Below are 16,054 nucleotides of genomic sequence, written 5' to 3' on the forward strand. Positions count from 1 at the left end.
GCATTCGGACGGAAACCTGCACGCAATTTCCTGGATTGCTTCTAAGGTTTCGCCTCGATTGCAATCATCTCGTGGCTTTCTTCCTCTGCCAGCCTTTCGGTGCCGTAGGCCTTCAGGAACATGTTGACGCCCGACCTGACGATGTGGTCGATCTCGTCCTGGGTCGGGGCCTTGGTGCGATAGGCGAAGATGCACTGCCGGAAAAGACCGGCCAGGCACAGTTCGGTGAACTGATAGGCGGCGAGGTCGACATCGTCGATCTCGAGCAAGCCGCGCTCGATGGCGGCGTTGAGGAACGTCACCACCTTGTCATGGCCGCGCTTGGGTCCGCGTTCGTAAAAGCGCGCGCCCATATCGGGTATTCTGTCGGAGGCGCCGATCACCGTGCGTTGCGCCTGGATGACCCTGGCCGAGGTGATCTTCATCGACAGAACCTTGCCGAACTTCACCAGCGTCTGGCGCAAGTCGTCGGCGCGGTCGAGCATGTCGTACATGTTCTTGAAGATGGTGCCGCGCTCTTCCTCGATCAGCGCTTCGAACAGCTCTTCCTTGTTGGCAAAGTAGACGTAGATGGTGCCCTTCGAGACCCCGGCCTCGCGGGTGATGTCGTTCATCGAGGCGGCCTCGAAGCCCTTTTCGATGAAGACACGACGGGCGCCATCGATGATCTGGCTGCGCTTGACCGGGTCCTGTCCAGCGGCCGGGCGGCCGCGGCGCAGACCGTCCAGCAGGTCTTCGCACGGATCGGTTTCGCTGTTGCGTACAATCTCAACCATAAAAGTCGGACCTCGAAATAATTCGAACCAATCGGTTCGATTGCCCCTTGATATGGTCCTCTTTACGCGCTATGTCAACGGCCTGATCGAACCGAACGGTTCAGTATTATAACTTTAGAGAGATGTCATGTCCTCGACCGCGTCAACATCAGCCGAAGTCCGCCCTTTCCCCAACGCCAAGGTCGCGCCGGCGACGGAAGCTCCGGAAATTCCCCTCCAGCCGGTCGTCGCACCGCCGCCGGCGGAAGCGCCGGCCAAGAAAAAGCGCTCGGTGCGCTCCTTCCTGCTGCCGATCATCGGCCTTGCCCTTCTGAGCGGCGGCGCCTGGTATGGCTATGACTACTGGACCACGGGCCGCTTCATGATCTCCACCGACGACGCCTATGTCCAGGCCGACATGGCGTTCGTCTCGCCAAAAATTTCGGGCTATGTCGACCAGGTCCTCGTCAGCGAGAACCAGCAGGTCAAGGCCGGCGATCCATTGCTGACGATCGACGCCGGCGACTACAAGATCGCCGTCGCCCAGGCCGAGGCGCAGATCGCCACGCTGGCCAAGACGCTCGACCGCATCGACGCGCAGACCAAGGCCGCGCAAGCCTCGCTTCAGCAGGCGCAGGCGCAGAAGGTCGCCGATCGGGCCGCCGCCGACAATGCCGGCCGGGCCCAGCAGCGCGCCGCGCAACTGGTCAAGACCCATGTCGGCACGCAGGCACAGCTGGACGACGCCCAGACCGCGCTCGACCAGGCCAATGCCGCGCTCGTCGGCGCCGACGCACAGATCGCCGCCGCGCAGGCCAATATCGGTGTGCTCGAGGCACAGCGCGCGGAATCCGCCAGCACGCTGGCATCCCTGCAGCTCGGCCGCGACAAGGCCGCGCGCGACCTCTCCTTCACGGTGCTCAAGGCGCCTTATGACGGCGTCGTCGGCAACCGCTCCGTCGAACAGGGCGATCTGGTCAGCCCCGGCCAGAAGCTCGCCGTGGTCGTGCCTATGGACAAGCTTTACATCGTCGCCAACTTCAAGGAGACGCAGCTTGCCAGGCTCGTGTCCGGCGAAAAGGTCAACATTTCGGTCGACGCCATCGACGGCCAGCCCATCCAGGGAACCGTCTCCTCGCTGGCGCCGGCCTCGGGCGCGGTGTTCTCGCTGCTGCCGCCGGAAAACGCCACCGGCAACTTCACCAAGGTGGTGCAACGCGTCCCGGTCCGCATCGACGTGCCGGCCGATGCGCTGAAGACCGGCAAGCTGCGCGCGGGCCTGAGCGTCGTCATCGCCGTCGACAGCCGTACCGCGCCTGCCGCCACCCGTAACTGATCGCTTTTCGGAGGGCGGCTTGGTGGCTGACTGAAGCACCGAGCCGCCCGGCCTACCTCAACGAGGCCCCAAGGAGGGCCAGGAAATGGCAACCGCAACCATCACCGCAGGATCGCCGCCGGCAATGCCGGCTGCCCCCGACACGATTTCGACGCGCCGCGTCATCGCTTTCCTGGCGATGGTGTTCGGCATGTTCATGGCGATCCTCGACATCCAGATCGTTTCGGCCTCGCTGGCCGAGATCCAGGCCGGCCTCAGCGCCAGCTCCGACGAGATCCCGTGGGTGCAGACGGCCTACCTGATCGCCGAGGTGGTCATGATCCCGCTGTCGGGCTTCCTCAGCCGCATGCTGTCGACACGCGTGCTGTTCACCGTCGCGGCGGCGGGCTTCACCGCGGCGAGCGCCCTTGCCGCGACCGCCACCAACATCGACCAGATGATCGTCTACCGCGCCGTGCAGGGCTTCATCGGCGGCGGCATGATCCCGAGCGTTTTCGCCGCGGCCTTCACCATCTTCCCGCCCTCGCGCCGTGCCATCGTCTCGCCGATGATCGGCCTGGTGGCGACACTGGCGCCGACCATCGGCCCGACCGTCGGCGGCTATATCAGCCACGCTTTTTCCTGGCACTGGCTGTTCCTTGTCAATGTCGTGCCGGGCATCCTGGTGGCGACCGCTGCCTGGTCGCTGATCGATTTCGACAAGCCCAATCTCAAGCTGTTCTCGAAGTTCGACTGGTGGGGCCTGGCCGGCATGGCGGCCTTCCTCGGCTGTATGGAATACGTGCTTGAAGAAGGCCCGAACAATGACTGGCTGCAGGACCAGGGCGTCTTCATCTGCGCCATCGTGATGACCATCGGCGCGGTGATCTTCTTCTGGCGTGTCTTCACCGCCGAGGAGCCGATCGTCGACCTCAAGGCGTTCAGCAACATCAACTTCGCCTTCGGCTCGCTGTTTTCCTTCGTCATCGGCATCGGTCTCTATGGCCTGACCTATCTCTATCCGGTCTTCCTCGGACGCATCCGCGGCTACGATTCGATGATGATCGGCGAAGCGCTGTTCGTCAGCGGCCTGGCCATGTTCCTCACCGCGCCCATATCCGGCATCCTGTCGAGCAAGATGGACCTGCGGCTGATGATGATGATCGGCCTGTTCGGCTTCGCCACCGGCACCTGGTGGATGACGCATCTGACCGCCGACTGGGACTTTTACGAGCTGCTCATCCCGCAGATCCTGCGCGGCTGTTCGATGATGCTGTGCATGGTGCCTATCAACAACATCGCGCTCGGCACCTTGCCGCCGGACCGGTTGAAGAATGCGTCGGGACTGTTCAATCTGACCCGCAACCTCGGCGGCGCCGTCGGCCTCGCCCTCATCAACACCGTGCTGATCGACCGCAATGCCTTCCACTATGCCCGGCTCTCCGAGCATGTGCAGTGGGGCAGTGCCGCCGCCCAGGCCAAGCTGCAGAACATGACGCTCAATTTCGAGCAGACCACCGGCCTCGACGCCACCAGTGCCGCGATCTCCAAGCTGTCGGGCATGGTCCACCAGCAGGCGGCGCTGCTGTCCTTCATGGATGTGTTCTATCTGCTGACGGTGCTGTTCGGGACGCTGGGGTTCTTCACCATGCTGATCAGGAAGCCGGCCGCGCCCGGTGGCGGCGGAGGCGGCGGGCACTGAAGCAAGGAATCGTGGCAGCGGTTTTCGGGAAGCTCCTCCAGTCCACGCCCGAAAGCTCCGACCCACGCAAAAAACTCCGGGCCGCAAAGCCCGGAGTTTTTTTATTGCCTTTGGGTCCTCAGGCGGTGGCGGGCTTGAAGGTCAGCGCCACCCCATTGATGCAGTGACGCAGGCCGGTCGGCGCCGGACCGTCATCGAAGACATGGCCGAGATGACCTCCGCAGCGGCGGCAATGCACTTCGGTGCGGGTCATGCCCAGCGACCGGTCCTCGGTCTTGCCGATGCCATTGGCGATCTCTTGCCAGAAACTCGGCCAGCCGGTGCCGGAATCGAACTTCGTCTCAGAGGGATAGACCGGCAGGTCGCAGCCGGCGCAGGCGAAGATGCCCTTGCGGTGTTCGTTGAGCAGCGGGCTGGTGCCTGGATATTCGGTGCCTTCCTTGCGCAGCACGTTGAAGGCGGCCGGCGACAGGATGGCTTTCCACTCGTCCTCGGTCTTGGCGACCTCGAATTTTTCGGCGGCCTGCGCGGCCTGCGGGCTACCCATGCGCAGCATTGCTGCCGCGGCCCCGATGACGCCGATAGCGGCGGCACCGCTCAAAAGAAAGTCGCGACGGTTCATGACCAGTTCCTCCTGTCGTCTGTTTTGCCAAACTATGCCGCCGCCCGAAAGTCAAAAGCCGGTGACGGTTGCCCCAAACGACACTCCGCGCCGTCCACTTTCGATCGTGGACGGCGCGTAGCACGCGCGTCGATTGCGGATCACGGGAGCGAGACGGCGCGATCGACGGAGAGCTCTTGCAGCAGGTTCGTCCGCGACAAGCGCCTCGTTACATCTTCCCGATCACATCTTCGGGAGCAGGACCTTGTCGATGACGTGGATGACGCCGTTGGACTGTTCGACATCGGCGATGGTCACATTGGCGACATTGCCGTTCTCGTCGGTGACGGTGACCTTGCCACCGTCGGCCTTCAGCGACAGCTCGCAGCCGCCGACCGTCTTGACCTTGTGCGTGCCGCCATCGGCCTTGGCCATGGACATCACATCCGCCGCCATCGCCTTGGCGCCGATCACATGGCAGGTCAGGATCTTGACGAGCTTGTCCTTGTTCTCGGGCTTGAGCAGCGTCTCGACCGTGCCGGCCGGCAACGCGGCGAAGGCTTCGTTGGTCGGCGCGAAGACGGTGAACGGACCGGCGCCCTGCAGGGTCTCGACAAGTCCGGCCGCCTTGACGGCGGCGACCAGCGTCGTGTGATCCTTCGAATTGACGGCATTGTCGACGATGGTCTTGTTGGCAAACATGGCGGCGCCGCCGACCATCGGGTTTTCAGCATAAGCAGCCGTGGCAAGCGCGGAAACAGCGATCGTACCGGCGAACAAAAATGTGACGAATCTACGCATTGTATCAAAACTCCTCGGGTTTTCTCTTCCCATTTTTGGGGGCGCGAGGAGATACGAAACACAGATGCGTGAGTTTCAGAATATTTCGCGGATTTTTGATTTATTTTCACTGTGGAAGTATTTTCTGCCTTGGCAATTCGCCGGCTACCGGTCCATTTAGACATATGGAACGGAGATAGACTGAGCCTGTTCTATCCAGGCGCCGCCAGTGCGAAGGCTCGGTCAGATGCGCTTCAAATCGCCCGCGGCAACCACCGGCCCGGTGGGCTGCCCGGTCGGCGAACCGCCGGCGGGTTCGAGGCTGACGGCCAGCACGGCGCCCTGCGCGAGTTTCCGCTGCGTGGTGGGCGAGACGCCAATATGCGCCGTCGCACCAACCGGGATGACGCCCATCGAGACCGGCGCGTTCTTGCCCTCGATCATCCAGAGTTCGAAGTCCTTGCCGGCGGCGAGCGCGCCGGAAACATGCGAAAGGCTGACTTCATGCCGTTCGGAATCATAGACGGCGAGATACTTGACGTCACTGCCGTCGGCGGCCAGCGAAGCGACGAGTCGCGCCTGCGGCTGTTCAACCGGCCGATTGACATAGGGGACGGCGACGTAGAGCGCCAGCGCGGCAACAGCCGCCACCGCAAGGCCGCGCCAGAAGGCGAGGCTGGACCACAGGCCGGCGCGTGGCTCGGCAGGCGTGGTGGCGGCGGATGAAAACAACCGGCGGTCGATCGCCAGCTTCACCGAAGCCGGCGGCTCGATTTCAAGATAGGCCGCGCCCAGCGGCGACAGGCGAACTTCCCAGCCGTCGACCAGCCGCGCGAAATCGGTCTCGGCGTCGATGCGCCTGGAGGCTATCTGCCGCTCTTCGACCGGCAGCACGCCAAGAACGTATTCGGCGGCGAACAGGTCGTCGCCTCCACGTTCCGGTCCGTTGTCCTCTGCCAGCGTCATCTTTCCAGACATTCCCTGAGTTTCATCAGGCTGCGGCGCAGCCAGGTGCGCATCGTGTTCAACGGCACGCCGTGGCGTTCCGCCAGTTCGGCATAGCTTTCGCCCTTGAGATAAGCGCCCCGGACGGCCGCCGCCCGGTCTTTCTCCAACTCATCGAGACAATGATGGATCCGCTCGGTCTCGTCGCCCGCCACCACCATCGCTTCAGGTCCCGGCGCCGGATCGGCCACGTCGAGCGCGGCATCGATATCGGCGGCAGGCTTGCGCCGCGCTCGGATGCGATCGATCGCATGATTGCGCGCGATTGCCACCAGCCAGGAGATCGGGCTCAGATCGGAGACAGCAAAGCGATCCGCCTTCGTCCATATCTTGACGAAGACTTCCTGCAGCGCTTCTTCAGCATCTCCCCGGTCGTTCAATACACGAAGGCATACGCCGAAAAGTTTCGCACTGGTGTGCCGGTAAAGCAGATCGAACGCTGCCCGATCTTTCATCGAAGTCCGGACGATCAGCTTGGTAATGTCCTGCGGCGTCATGCGCGCCAAATTAGGCAATTGGGCTGTATTTGCAACGCCGGAAATATGCTGTGCACCTAAAGTTCGGCGTCCGCACACCTGCCCCGAGACAGTGTCCCGGTTTGAAGTCAAAAGCTGGCAATCGCGTTTGAGGCGCTTCCCCCGACATGCTACGCTTCAGCCGAAGCAAGGGAGATTTGTCATGGGATTGGTGCTCGCCAAACCTGAGGATGTCGCCACTGCCTTTGCCGATGCCTGGAATAGACACGATATGAACGACTTCGCGGCGTTGTTCGCCGACGACGCCAATTTCGTCAATGTCGTGGGCATGTGGTGGAAGAACCGCACCGAGATCGAAAGGGCGCACCGCGCAACTCATGAAACCATGTTTCGTGACAGCCGATTGAAGGGTGTTGTCTCGTCAGTTGTTGAATTGTCTTCCGGCATTGCATCGGTGCATTATTCATGGATCCTGACCGGCGCATCCGCTCCGGACGGCTCATCCGCCGGAAAACGAGAAGGCATTCTGCTTCTGGTTTTGAAGGAAGAACAGTCGGGCTGGCGGATAAAGGTTGCCCAAAACACCGACATTGTTCCGGGGGCGATTGCGCCCCCTTCCAACGCCGGGAGATAGCCGTTTAAAAGTCGCCGCCAAACTCCAAACTGAGACACTATCAGCCTGGATTGCCAAGGGAATTGCCGCTGACTAGCTTGGCAGCAATGGGGGAGCGCACATGTCGGTCGAACGAATCCTTTGGGAAGAAGACGCAACCGGCCTTGCCGGTCTGGTGCGCAGGGGCGAACTATCGGCGATCGAGTTGACCGAAGCGGCGATCGCCCGTGCCGAGGCCACCCGCCCCGAAATCAATGCCACGGCCGAGCCGCTCTACGAGGCGGCACGGACCCGGGCAAAGAGCATCGACCGTTCGCTGCCGCTGGCTGGGGTCCCCTTCGCCATCAAGGATCTCGGCATCGCCATCAAGGGCGTGCCCTCGCATGGCGGCAGCCGCATTCCGGCCTGGGTGCCCGATTTCAACTCGGTGATGACCGAACGCTATCTCGCCGCCGGGCTGATTCCGATCGTCACCTCGACGTCACCCGAGCACGGGCTGCGGCTGATGACGGAATCCAAGGCCTTTGGCGTCACCCGCAATCCCTGGAATACCGGCCACACCACCGGCGGCTCGTCGGGCGGTTCGGCAGCCCTGGTTGCCGCCGGCGTCGTGCCGGTGGCGCATGCGTCGGATGGCGGCGGCTCGATCCGCGTGCCTTCTGCCTGCAGCGGCCTTGTCGGCCTCAAGACCTCGCGCGGCCGTGTCCCGTTGTCCCCACTGGTGAGCGAAAGCTGGTACGGCATGGTCGTCGATCACACCGTCACTCGCTCGGTGCGCGACTGCGCGCTGCTGCTCGACCTCACCCATGGTCCCGATACGCTCGCGCCTTATGCCGCGCGCCCGCCAAAAAGCTCGTTCGCCGCCGCTGCCGCGCGGGATCCCGGCAAGCTCACGCTGGCGGTGTACCGCAAGTCGCCGCTGGGCTTGCCAATTTCGGCCGAGACGCTGAAGGCGCTCGACATTGCCGTGGCACTCGCCCGCGAGGGCGGCCATTCGGTCGAGGACATCGATCTGCCTTTTATCGGCCGCGATTTCTTCGCCGATTTCTGCACAACGGTCGCCTCCGCCGTCGCCGGCTCGTTGCGGGGTGAAGCGCTGCGCGTCGGCCGCTCGGTGACGGGCGACATCGAGCGCGCCACGCGCGTGCTTGGCCGGTTGGGCGAGATGATCTCGGCCGGCGAAACCTATGCCGGCCTGCAGCGCCTGCATGCCACCTCGAGGCAACTGATCACGGAGACCGCGCGCTATGACGCGGTTCTGATGCCTGTTATCGCGCACCCGCCGCTCGCCTGCGGCGCCATGGATCCGAAAGGCGCCGACGAACTGATCGAAAACCTGCTCGACAAGCTGCACCTCACCGCGCTGCTCAGGATCAAACCGCTGTTCGGCCAGTTGATGGACAGGAGCCTTTGGTTCACGCATTGGCCGGCGATCCACAATGTCAGCGGCCAGCCGTCGATCGCGCTCCCCGTCCATGTCACGGACGCCGGCCTGCCGCTCGGCATCCAGGCCGCCGGCCGGCCGGGCGACGAGGAAACGCTTTTGTCGCTCGCCGCGCAGATGGAGAAAATCTCGGGCTGGCTGACGCGGCGGGCGCCGCTGATGGTGCCGTCACAATGACGACACCGTGAACCGACTATGACAGCAATGCCATTTGCGGCTCGCGTCAATTCCCGCTAAGACGCCGCCGTCCTTACCTGATGCATGTCGCCCAAAAGTGCCCAGCGGTTTGGGAACCGACATGCATAAAACCAAATGCCAGGGAACCACGCCGATGACGGACGTCGCCGCCACCGCCGAAATGCAGGCCGCCCTCTTGTCGCGCGCGCTGCCCTACATGCAGCGCTACGAGCACAAGACGGTCGTGGTGAAATATGGCGGCCATGCCATGGGCGATCTCGAACTCGGCAAGGCCTTCGCCCGCGACATCGCGCTGCTCAAGCAGTCCGGTGTCAACCCGATCGTCGTCCATGGCGGCGGACCGCAGATCGGCGCCATGCTGGCCAAGATGGGCATCGAATCCAAGTTCGAGGGCGGCCTGCGCGTCACCGACCAGAAGACGGTCGAGATCGTCGAGATGGTGCTGGCCGGGTCGATCAACAAGGAGATCGTCGCGCTGATCAACGCCGAGGGCGAATGGGCGATCGGCCTGTGCGGCAAGGACGGCAACATGGTGTTCGCCGAAAAGGCCCGCAAGACGATGATCGACCCCGATTCCAACATCGAGCGCGTGCTCGATCTCGGCTTCGTCGGCGAGCCGGTCGAGGTCGACCGCACGCTGCTCGACCTTCTGGCGCGCTCCGAAATGATCCCCGTGCTGGCGCCGGTCGCGCCCGGCCGCGATGGCCATACCTACAACATCAACGCCGACACTTTCGCCGGCGCCATCGCCGGCGCATGCAAGGCCTCGCGCCTGCTGTTCCTCACCGACGTGCCTGGCGTGCTCGACAAGGACAAGAAGCTGATCGACGAGTTGACGGTCGCCGAGGCCAAGGCGCTGATCAAGGACGGCACGGTTTCCGGCGGCATGATCCCCAAGGTCGAGACCTGCATCGAGGCGATCGAGCGTGGCGTCGAAGGCGTCGTCATCCTCAACGGCAAGACGCCGCATTCGGTGCTGCTCGAACTGTTCACCGAACACGGCGCCGGCACACTGATCGTGCCATAATGCTCTTGTCAGCCGGCTAATCTTCTGCCTGGCAGGCCGCGATTTACGGCCGCGGGAAGCTCCGGCTTCGTAACTGGCCGCCCGACAACCATCGATTCCTCCTCGGTGTCCTGCGGTGCGCCCCAGAATTCGGCGAGCGTCGGGCCGCCTTTCACCCGGCGGTCGGTCACCAGAAAACCCCAGACCTCGCGGAACCAGACGCGGCGGCCCATCTGCGTGTACCAGCGCATCGAATGCCGCTGCTCGGGATCGGGGTGGAACAGGATGCGCGCCAGCGCCTTCGGCCTCGACTGCACGGCGAGCTCAATCAGCTTGACCGAGAAGAACAGCATCCACGGCTTCAGCCGGGTCATCTGCAGCACCTGGTGCTTGTAATCCCACAGGCGGGCATCCCTCTGGATGACCTTGCGATCCCGCGCGATGCGGAAAAACGGCGTCCAGCGATGCGGCGTCACATAGAGCGCCTGGATCTGGTCGGGGTCATAGGCGAGGAGCTGGCGAAAGCCGCGCCACAGATCGCGAAATCCCTCATCCTCGAAGCCGGCGACCCAGGTTGCCATGGACAGGATGCCGTGCTTCCGCAGCAGCCGTATCGCTTCACGATCGGACGAGGTACTGCCGCCCTTGCGGATCAATTGCAGCGTCTGCTCGTCGGTGTTTTCCATGCCGAGCAGCCAGCGGATGACACCGGCCTGGCGGTAGAGGTGCAGCATATCGGCATCGCGCACGATATCGTCGGCGCGGGTCGAGCCGACGATCAGCACCGACACGTTCTCGGCAATCAAGGCTTCGAGAAAGGCGCGCCATACCTTTTTAGAAACCGTCGGATTTTCATCCGCCAGGTTGATCAGTTCGACGCCATGCTCGCGGTGCAGCCAGGCGATCTCCTTGGCGAACTTGACTGGGTCGCGATGCCGCCAGCGGGTCCAGAAGCCACGCTGGCCGCAATAATTGCACAGATGCGGGCAGCCGCGCGAAAACTGCATGACCACCGCACGCTTGCCTCCCCAGTAGCTGTATCTGCGGTGGTCGATCAGCTCCCAGCCGACGCGGTAGGCGTCGAGGTCGGCGATAGTCATCGCCGCTTGCGTAGCGAAGGGACGGTCAAGATCGTCGCGGCAGGCGATGCCGGCAACGCTTGCCGGCGGCTGGCGCATCTCCAGCGCCTCGACCAGCGCCACCACGGTCGCCTCGCCCTCGCCGCGCACGATGAAGTCGAAGGCGTCGGTTGACGCCAGGATGTCGCGCCAGTGATAGGTGGGGAAGACGCCGCCATAGAGGATGATCGTCGCCGGCGCGCGCGCCTTGACCATCCCGGCGATCAACAAGGCGGTCGGATGTGCCGAGGTCGAGCCGGAATGGCCGATCAGAACGAAGTCGGGACAGTCCTTCAGGGCTTCCGCGACAACCGAGGCGAGCGGCATCGGCCCGAACTCGGCATCGACGAGCCGCACCTGATGACCGGCGTCGAGCAGCGGGCCGCCGATCGCCAGCAGACCAAGCGGCGGCAGGTGATCGTCCGGCACGCGGCTGCCGATGGCGGTGTGCGGCGGATTGATCAGGACGATTTTCATGGCGGACCTCATGGAGTTGGTCCGCGCAATGCTGGCCGGCGATAGTGCCGCCCGATTGGCCCGTTTCAGCAGTTTGCTTGCAGCTTTTCCGCAGAAACGCGGATGCGCATCACCGCCTGAGATGGGCGAGCGGCGTGTGGCCGGGTCCCTTGATGTTCTGCAGCACCAGTTGCGTGTGGACGTCGCGCACGCCGTCGAGCCGCATCAGCCGATGCATGACGAAGGCGTTGAGCTCGTCGACCGATGGCACCATGACATGCAGCAGGAAATCGTGGTCGCCGGTCATCGTCCAGCACGACGACACCTCATCCATGCGCTGAACGGCGGCAATGAAGCTCTCGGGCGAGCCGTCGCTGTGGCTGACGAGGCGCACCTGGATGAATACCTCGACCATCAGGCCGACGGCGCGGCGGCTGATCACCGCGGCAAAGCCCTTGATGATGCCGGCTTCCTGCAGCGCCTCGAAGCGCCGCGCGCAGGGCGTGGTGGAGAGGCCGACCTCCTGCGCCAGCTCGGAAACGGCTTTGCGACCGTTGCGTTGCAGGACATCCAGCATCTTGATCTCGAAATCGTCGAATTGAGGCATTTTCACTCCTCCCACGTGAATTGTGAGTGAATAGTATCTCGAATGTGGCGGAGGAGCCACCATCAAAACCGAATTGCCTCGGCAGATCGGGTTAGCCTTGCGGCACGTCAACCATTGATGCGAGGAGAAAACCCATGACGACGATGAGCGTTGCCGAATACGCCCGCGACTGCGCGGCGCAAGGGTTGCGCGGGGACTATTCGGTGTGCCGCGCGGATTTCACCGTGGCGCAGGCTTATGACTATTCGACCGAGGAGCAGGCGGTGTGGCGCACGCTGTGCGACCGCCAGACCAAGCTGACGCAAAAGCTCGCCCATCACTCCTATCTCGACGGCGTCGAGAAGCTCGGCCTGCTCGACTGCATCCCCGATTTCGAGGACGTCAGCACCAAACTGCGCAAGCTGACCGGCTGGGAAATCGTCGCCGTGCCGGGCCTCATCCCGGCCGCACCGTTCTTCGACCACCTCGCCAACCGCCGCTTCCCGGTCACCAACTGGCTGCGGACCAAGCAGGAACTCGACTACGTCGTCGAGCCGGACATGTTCCATGACTTCTTCGGCCATGTGCCGGTTCTCTCGCAGCCGGTGTTTGCCGATTTCATGCAGATGTATGGCAAGAAGGCCGGCGACATCATTGCGCTGGGCGGCGACGAGATGATCACCCGGCTCTACTGGTACACGGCCGAATATGGCCTGATGCAGGAGAACGGCCAGAAGCTGAAGGCGTTTGGCGCCGGTCTGATGTCGTCGTTCACCGAGTTGCAGTTCGCTGTCGAGAGCAAGGACGCCCACCATGTACCGTTCGACCTGGAAACGGTGATGCGCACCGGCTACGAGATCGACAAGTTCCAGCGCGCCTATTTCGTGTTGCCGTCCTTCGACGCCTTGCGCGATGCCTTCCAGACGGCGGATTTCGAAGCGATCGTCGCGCGCCGCAAGAGCCAGCCGGCGCTCGACCCGGCGACGGTCTAAAACATAAAGCGCGTCGCATGAATCTGTCTCAACGCGACGCGCTTTGGACGCTTTGATCGCGCTGGGCTATTGCATGGCAGCGGGGTTCATCCACAGGAGCTCCCAGACGTTGCCGTCAGGGTCTTCGATGTGGCGGTTGAACATGAAGCCGAGATCCTGAGCGGGGTTGGGATCGGCGCGGCCGCCGGCCGCGACGCCCTTCTCGATCGTGGCATTGACCTCGTCCTTGCTGCTCGCTGTGAGTGCGATCAGCATCTGGCTGTCACGCCTGGCGTCGCCGATCTGGCGGGTTGTGAACTGGCCGTAATGCTGGTGCGTCAGCAACATCACCCCGATCGCGTCGGAAAACATGACCGAACTGGCCTGGTCGTTCGAGAACCGCGGATTGAGCGTGCCCCCGATCGCGAGATAGAAATTGGTCGCTGCCTGCAGATCCCGCACCGGCAGATTTATGAAGATCATCTTGGTCATCGGTCTAAGCCTCGCCTTCGTTGACAGGTACTAGTCAGTCCAGTACCGTTTCATGGGGCTACCACGAGAGAACGGTACCGTCTAGTACTGGTTAAGAGGGCGCCATGAAAATCGACGGTGAGACCAGATCGGCTCGCAAGGATCGTGAGATCATCCAGGCGGCCACGGCGGCGTTCACCAGCAAGGGATATGACGGGACCAGCATGGAGGAAATCGCCACCAAGGCGGGGGCCTCCAAGCAGACCGTCTACAAGCATTTCACCGACAAGGAGACGCTGTTTGGCGAAGTCGTTCTGTCAACCGCTACCCAGGTCAATGACATCATCGAGTCCGTGACGACGCTGCTTTCCGAGGCGAAATTCATGGAAGGCGGCCTGCAGCAGCTTGCCCGACGCCTGATAGCGGTTCTCATGGATGAAGAGTTGTTGAAGCTGCGGCGCTTGATCATCGCCAACGCGGATCGAATGCCGCAGCTTGGCCGCGCTTGGTACGAAAAGGGGTTTGAGCGCATGCTTGCTTCGACGGCGTCCTGCTTTCAAAAACTCACCAGTCGAGGACTGATACAAACAAGTGATCCCTATCTGGCAGCCAGCCATCTTTTTGGAATGCTTCTTTGGATCCCCATGAATGAAGCCATGTTCACGGGAGGCAACCGGCGCTCCAAGGCCGAACTGGAACGCCACGCGGATGCCTCGGTGGAGGCATTTCTGGCCGTCTACGGAGTCCAGCCGAACTAGTCGCGTCCCCTGCCCACGTTTGCAGGGGTCGAGGACACCACCATGTGCCTTTCGACCTGCAAACAGTGATGCGCACCGGCTACCAGATCGACAAGTTCCAGTGGAACGGCCGGCCGCCGGGACATTCCGCCATTCCTACAGAGCGTAGATGGTCCGGTTGAACTTCGTCTCCATCACCACGTGGGAAGCGGTTTTGACGACGCCGCTGATTTCATTCAGGGCATTCACCTCCCGGTTCAGCTTCTCGAGCGTCTCGGCGGCAAGGTGGATGATCAGATCCCATTCACCGGTTATGGCATAGACCGCCTGGATCGAGGGCATCGCCTTGATCCTTCTGGAGACGTCCGGATAACTCTTGTTGTTCAGGGAGGCGAGGGTGAAACAGTGGACGGCGTTCTGGGCCACCGTCTTGGCCAGCCGCACGGTATAGCCTTCGATGATGCCGCCGGCCTCCAGCTTCTGGATCCGCTCCTGCAGCGCTGTCCGCGACACGCCGAGCTGCCGTGCCAGTGACGCGACCGGCTCACGCGCGTTCTTCTGCATCAGCGCGAGCAACTGACGATCCTTCTCGGTCAATTCCACAAACAAAACCTCTCGCTCGATCCGCTTAGTAACCACCGCGCGATCCTATCGGCTGAACAGCCCCCGCGACAATCCGCAATACTGGCAGCGGCGAACGGAACAAGGCCAACTATCCGGCACTTTGTCATCCCAAGGGACGCAATGACTGCGCGATCGCCAATATCCCGCATTTCGCCGGGTGGAACCCTTCTTTTTGCGACCTGACTGTCTGGAGTCACGAACGCCGGTCCGTCAGGGGGAATCAGCTTCGGCTGTGATGGGCAAAGTCCGAAACCGATCCGGTTGAACCTGCAGCTGAAGCGCTGAGGTTCGACGTCGGCCACTCAACCTATCAGTTCAACCACAAGGGAGGGATAACTTTGAAAAAACTGCTCAATTTGGCCGTTCTTGCCGCCGCGACATTCGCCATCACGACGGCAGCCATGGCCGGTGAAACCCTGGACCGCGTCACGTCGAAAAAGGCGATGGTCATCGCCACCAACGCGGCCTGGCCTCCACAGAGCTTTCTCAACGACAGCAACGAACTCGCCGGTTTCGACATCGATGTCTCGCGCGAGATCGGCAAGCGGCTTGGCGTCGAGGTCTCGTTCGAAACGCCCGACTGGGCGACGCTGACCGGCGGGCGCTGGCAGGGACGCTACGACCTTGGCGTCGGATCGGTCACGCCGACAAAAGCCCGCTCCAAGGTGATCGACTTTGTCGGCATCTATTATTACAGCCCCTACGTCTATGTCCTGCACAAGGACAGCGGCGCGAAGTCGGTCGCCGATCTCAACGGCAAGATCATCGGCGTCGAGACTGCCACCACCTCGGAGGACTTCATCCGCCGCAAGCTCGAAATCGACGCGCCTGGCCTGGCTCCCATCGAATACAAGCTCGAGCCGGGCGAGATCCGCACCTACGCGGATTCCATGCTTCCCTTCGATGACCTGCGGCTTGGCGACGGCGTGCGCCTGAATGCCGTGATCGCGCCGGAACAGACGGCGCAGAATGCCATCAAGAACGGCTATCCCGTAAAGATCCTGGAAGGCGAGTACGCCTTCCGCGAGCCGCTCGTCGTCATCGCCGAGAAGAAGGATCCCGAGTGGACCGCGAAGGTCGGCGGCATCATCACCGAGATGAAGACGGACGGCACGCTCGCCGCGCTGACCACGAAGTGGTACGGCAAGGACTACAGCGCCAAGTAATGTCATTCCGCCGGCTGCCTCCTCGGCAGC

At 62.7% G+C, this 16,054-nt stretch carries 17 protein-coding genes; 8 read left to right on the top strand and 9 right to left on the bottom strand.

Annotated features, from left to right (window positions below; genetic code table 11):
- Positions 1 to 41: 41 nt before the first annotated feature.
- Positions 42 to 776, bottom strand: coding sequence for a TetR/AcrR family transcriptional regulator (locus FJ954_RS01025; protein ID WP_140615188.1), 735 nt, complete (start codon positions 774 to 776; stop codon positions 42 to 44).
- Positions 777 to 903: 127 nt separating this feature from the next.
- Between FJ954_RS01025 and FJ954_RS01030 the strand changes: the two genes are divergently transcribed.
- The gene (locus FJ954_RS01030) at positions 904 to 2,091 is read left to right on the top strand and encodes an HlyD family secretion protein (RefSeq protein ID WP_140660132.1); all 1,188 of its coding nucleotides are present in this window, start codon (positions 904 to 906) and stop codon (positions 2,089 to 2,091) included.
- Between the two features lie 124 nt (positions 2,092 to 2,215).
- On the top strand, positions 2,216 to 3,772 hold the full coding sequence (locus FJ954_RS01035; protein WP_246681015.1) for a DHA2 family efflux MFS transporter permease subunit: 1,557 nt from the start codon (positions 2,216 to 2,218) through the stop codon (positions 3,770 to 3,772).
- A gap of 118 nt (positions 3,773 to 3,890) precedes the next feature.
- On the opposite strand, the gene msrB is transcribed toward FJ954_RS01035, so the two are convergent.
- The 4 genes from msrB to FJ954_RS01055 form a co-directional block, all read right to left on the bottom strand.
- Entirely contained in the window at positions 3,891 to 4,394 is a 504-nt protein-coding gene (gene msrB, locus FJ954_RS01040; protein ID WP_140660134.1) for a peptide-methionine (R)-S-oxide reductase MsrB, read from the bottom strand.
- Positions 4,395 to 4,616: 222 nt separating this feature from the next.
- Positions 4,617 to 5,174 (bottom strand): fasciclin domain-containing protein, encoded by a 558-nt coding sequence (locus FJ954_RS01045; protein WP_140660135.1) that lies wholly within the window; start codon positions 5,172 to 5,174, stop codon positions 4,617 to 4,619.
- Between the two features lie 222 nt (positions 5,175 to 5,396).
- A complete protein-coding gene (locus FJ954_RS01050; protein ID WP_140660496.1) occupies positions 5,397 to 6,119 on the bottom strand; it encodes an anti-sigma factor in 723 nt (240 codons plus the stop codon).
- A complete protein-coding gene (locus FJ954_RS01055) occupies positions 6,116 to 6,655 on the bottom strand; it encodes a sigma-70 family RNA polymerase sigma factor (protein ID WP_140615195.1) in 540 nt (179 codons plus the stop codon). Before FJ954_RS01055 ends, FJ954_RS01050 begins: the two co-directional genes overlap by 4 nt.
- 181 nt (positions 6,656 to 6,836) lie before the next feature.
- On the opposite strand from FJ954_RS01055, the gene FJ954_RS01060 reads away from it, so the two are divergent.
- From FJ954_RS01060 to argB, 3 genes are all read left to right on the top strand, one after another.
- Positions 6,837 to 7,268, top strand: a complete 432-nt coding sequence (locus tag FJ954_RS01060; RefSeq protein ID WP_015314408.1) for an SgcJ/EcaC family oxidoreductase — start codon at positions 6,837 to 6,839, stop codon at positions 7,266 to 7,268.
- Between the two features lie 100 nt (positions 7,269 to 7,368).
- Complete coding sequence (locus FJ954_RS01065) at positions 7,369 to 8,868, top strand: amidase (protein ID WP_140660136.1); 1,500 nt, start codon at positions 7,369 to 7,371, stop codon at positions 8,866 to 8,868.
- Between the two features lie 154 nt (positions 8,869 to 9,022).
- Positions 9,023 to 9,916, top strand: coding sequence for an acetylglutamate kinase (gene argB / locus FJ954_RS01070; protein WP_023772298.1), 894 nt, complete (start codon positions 9,023 to 9,025; stop codon positions 9,914 to 9,916).
- 8 nt (positions 9,917 to 9,924) lie between these two features.
- Here the strand turns inward: argB and bchE are convergent, their stop codons facing one another.
- The gene (gene bchE, locus FJ954_RS01075) at positions 9,925 to 11,490 is read right to left on the bottom strand and encodes a magnesium-protoporphyrin IX monomethyl ester anaerobic oxidative cyclase (protein WP_140660137.1); all 1,566 of its coding nucleotides are present in this window, start codon (positions 11,488 to 11,490) and stop codon (positions 9,925 to 9,927) included.
- Positions 11,491 to 11,599: 109 nt separating this feature from the next.
- Positions 11,600 to 12,076 (bottom strand): Lrp/AsnC family transcriptional regulator, encoded by a 477-nt coding sequence (locus tag FJ954_RS01080; protein WP_140615204.1) that lies wholly within the window; start codon positions 12,074 to 12,076, stop codon positions 11,600 to 11,602.
- A 134-nt stretch (positions 12,077 to 12,210) separates the two neighbouring features.
- On the opposite strand from FJ954_RS01080, the gene phhA reads away from it, so the two are divergent.
- Positions 12,211 to 13,047, top strand: a complete 837-nt coding sequence (gene phhA, locus FJ954_RS01085; protein ID WP_140615206.1) for a phenylalanine 4-monooxygenase — start codon at positions 12,211 to 12,213, stop codon at positions 13,045 to 13,047.
- Between the two features lie 66 nt (positions 13,048 to 13,113).
- Here the strand turns inward: phhA and FJ954_RS01090 are convergent, their stop codons facing one another.
- A complete protein-coding gene (locus FJ954_RS01090) occupies positions 13,114 to 13,518 on the bottom strand; it encodes a VOC family protein (RefSeq protein ID WP_140660138.1) in 405 nt (134 codons plus the stop codon).
- Between the two features lie 104 nt (positions 13,519 to 13,622).
- Between FJ954_RS01090 and FJ954_RS01095 the strand changes: the two genes are divergently transcribed.
- Entirely contained in the window at positions 13,623 to 14,255 is a 633-nt protein-coding gene (locus FJ954_RS01095; RefSeq protein ID WP_015314415.1) for a TetR/AcrR family transcriptional regulator, read from the top strand.
- Positions 14,256 to 14,390: 135 nt separating this feature from the next.
- Here the strand turns inward: FJ954_RS01095 and FJ954_RS01100 are convergent, their stop codons facing one another.
- The gene (locus tag FJ954_RS01100) at positions 14,391 to 14,837 is read right to left on the bottom strand and encodes an Lrp/AsnC family transcriptional regulator (RefSeq protein WP_224525312.1); all 447 of its coding nucleotides are present in this window, start codon (positions 14,835 to 14,837) and stop codon (positions 14,391 to 14,393) included.
- A gap of 422 nt (positions 14,838 to 15,259) precedes the next feature.
- Here FJ954_RS01100 and FJ954_RS01105 point away from each other — a divergent pair, with 422 nt between their 5' ends.
- Positions 15,260 to 16,024 (top strand): transporter substrate-binding domain-containing protein, encoded by a 765-nt coding sequence (locus FJ954_RS01105; RefSeq protein WP_083883137.1) that lies wholly within the window; start codon positions 15,260 to 15,262, stop codon positions 16,022 to 16,024.
- Positions 16,025 to 16,054: the final 30 nt, after the last annotated feature.

It is taken from the genome of Mesorhizobium sp. B2-3-15 (genome assembly GCF_006442875.1).
GTDB lineage: Bacteria > Pseudomonadota > Alphaproteobacteria > Rhizobiales > Rhizobiaceae > Mesorhizobium > Mesorhizobium australicum.

What these genes read in the sequence shown, in the direction of transcription:
- FJ954_RS01055 (WP_140615195.1), bottom strand. Translation starts at nt 6,655, where the DNA reads ATGACGCCGCAGGACATTACCAAGCTGATCGTCCGGACTTCGATGAAA.
- FJ954_RS01025 (WP_140615188.1), bottom strand. Translation starts at nt 776, where the DNA reads ATGGTTGAGATTGTACGCAACAGCGAAACCGATCCGTGCGAAGACCTG.
- argB (WP_023772298.1), top strand. Translation starts at nt 9,023, where the DNA reads ATGACGGACGTCGCCGCCACCGCCGAAATGCAGGCCGCCCTCTTGTCG.
- FJ954_RS01105 (WP_083883137.1), top strand. Translation starts at nt 15,260, where the DNA reads ATGGCCGGTGAAACCCTGGACCGCGTCACGTCGAAAAAGGCGATGGTC.
- phhA (WP_140615206.1), top strand. Translation starts at nt 12,211, where the DNA reads ATGACGACGATGAGCGTTGCCGAATACGCCCGCGACTGCGCGGCGCAA.
- FJ954_RS01065 (WP_140660136.1), top strand. Translation starts at nt 7,369, where the DNA reads ATGTCGGTCGAACGAATCCTTTGGGAAGAAGACGCAACCGGCCTTGCC.
- bchE (WP_140660137.1), bottom strand. Translation starts at nt 11,490, where the DNA reads ATGAAAATCGTCCTGATCAATCCGCCGCACACCGCCATCGGCAGCCGC.
- FJ954_RS01060 (WP_015314408.1), top strand. Translation starts at nt 6,837, where the DNA reads ATGGGATTGGTGCTCGCCAAACCTGAGGATGTCGCCACTGCCTTTGCC.
- FJ954_RS01090 (WP_140660138.1), bottom strand. Translation starts at nt 13,518, where the DNA reads ATGACCAAGATGATCTTCATAAATCTGCCGGTGCGGGATCTGCAGGCA.
- FJ954_RS01035 (WP_246681015.1), top strand. Translation starts at nt 2,216, where the DNA reads ATGCCGGCTGCCCCCGACACGATTTCGACGCGCCGCGTCATCGCTTTC.
- FJ954_RS01095 (WP_015314415.1), top strand. Translation starts at nt 13,623, where the DNA reads ATGAAAATCGACGGTGAGACCAGATCGGCTCGCAAGGATCGTGAGATC.
- FJ954_RS01045 (WP_140660135.1), bottom strand. Translation starts at nt 5,174, where the DNA reads ATGCGTAGATTCGTCACATTTTTGTTCGCCGGTACGATCGCTGTTTCC.
- msrB (WP_140660134.1), bottom strand. Translation starts at nt 4,394, where the DNA reads ATGAACCGTCGCGACTTTCTTTTGAGCGGTGCCGCCGCTATCGGCGTC.
- FJ954_RS01050 (WP_140660496.1), bottom strand. Translation starts at nt 6,119, where the DNA reads ATGACGCTGGCAGAGGACAACGGACCGGAACGTGGAGGCGACGACCTG.
- FJ954_RS01080 (WP_140615204.1), bottom strand. Translation starts at nt 12,076, where the DNA reads ATGCCTCAATTCGACGATTTCGAGATCAAGATGCTGGATGTCCTGCAA.
- FJ954_RS01030 (WP_140660132.1), top strand. Translation starts at nt 904, where the DNA reads ATGTCCTCGACCGCGTCAACATCAGCCGAAGTCCGCCCTTTCCCCAAC.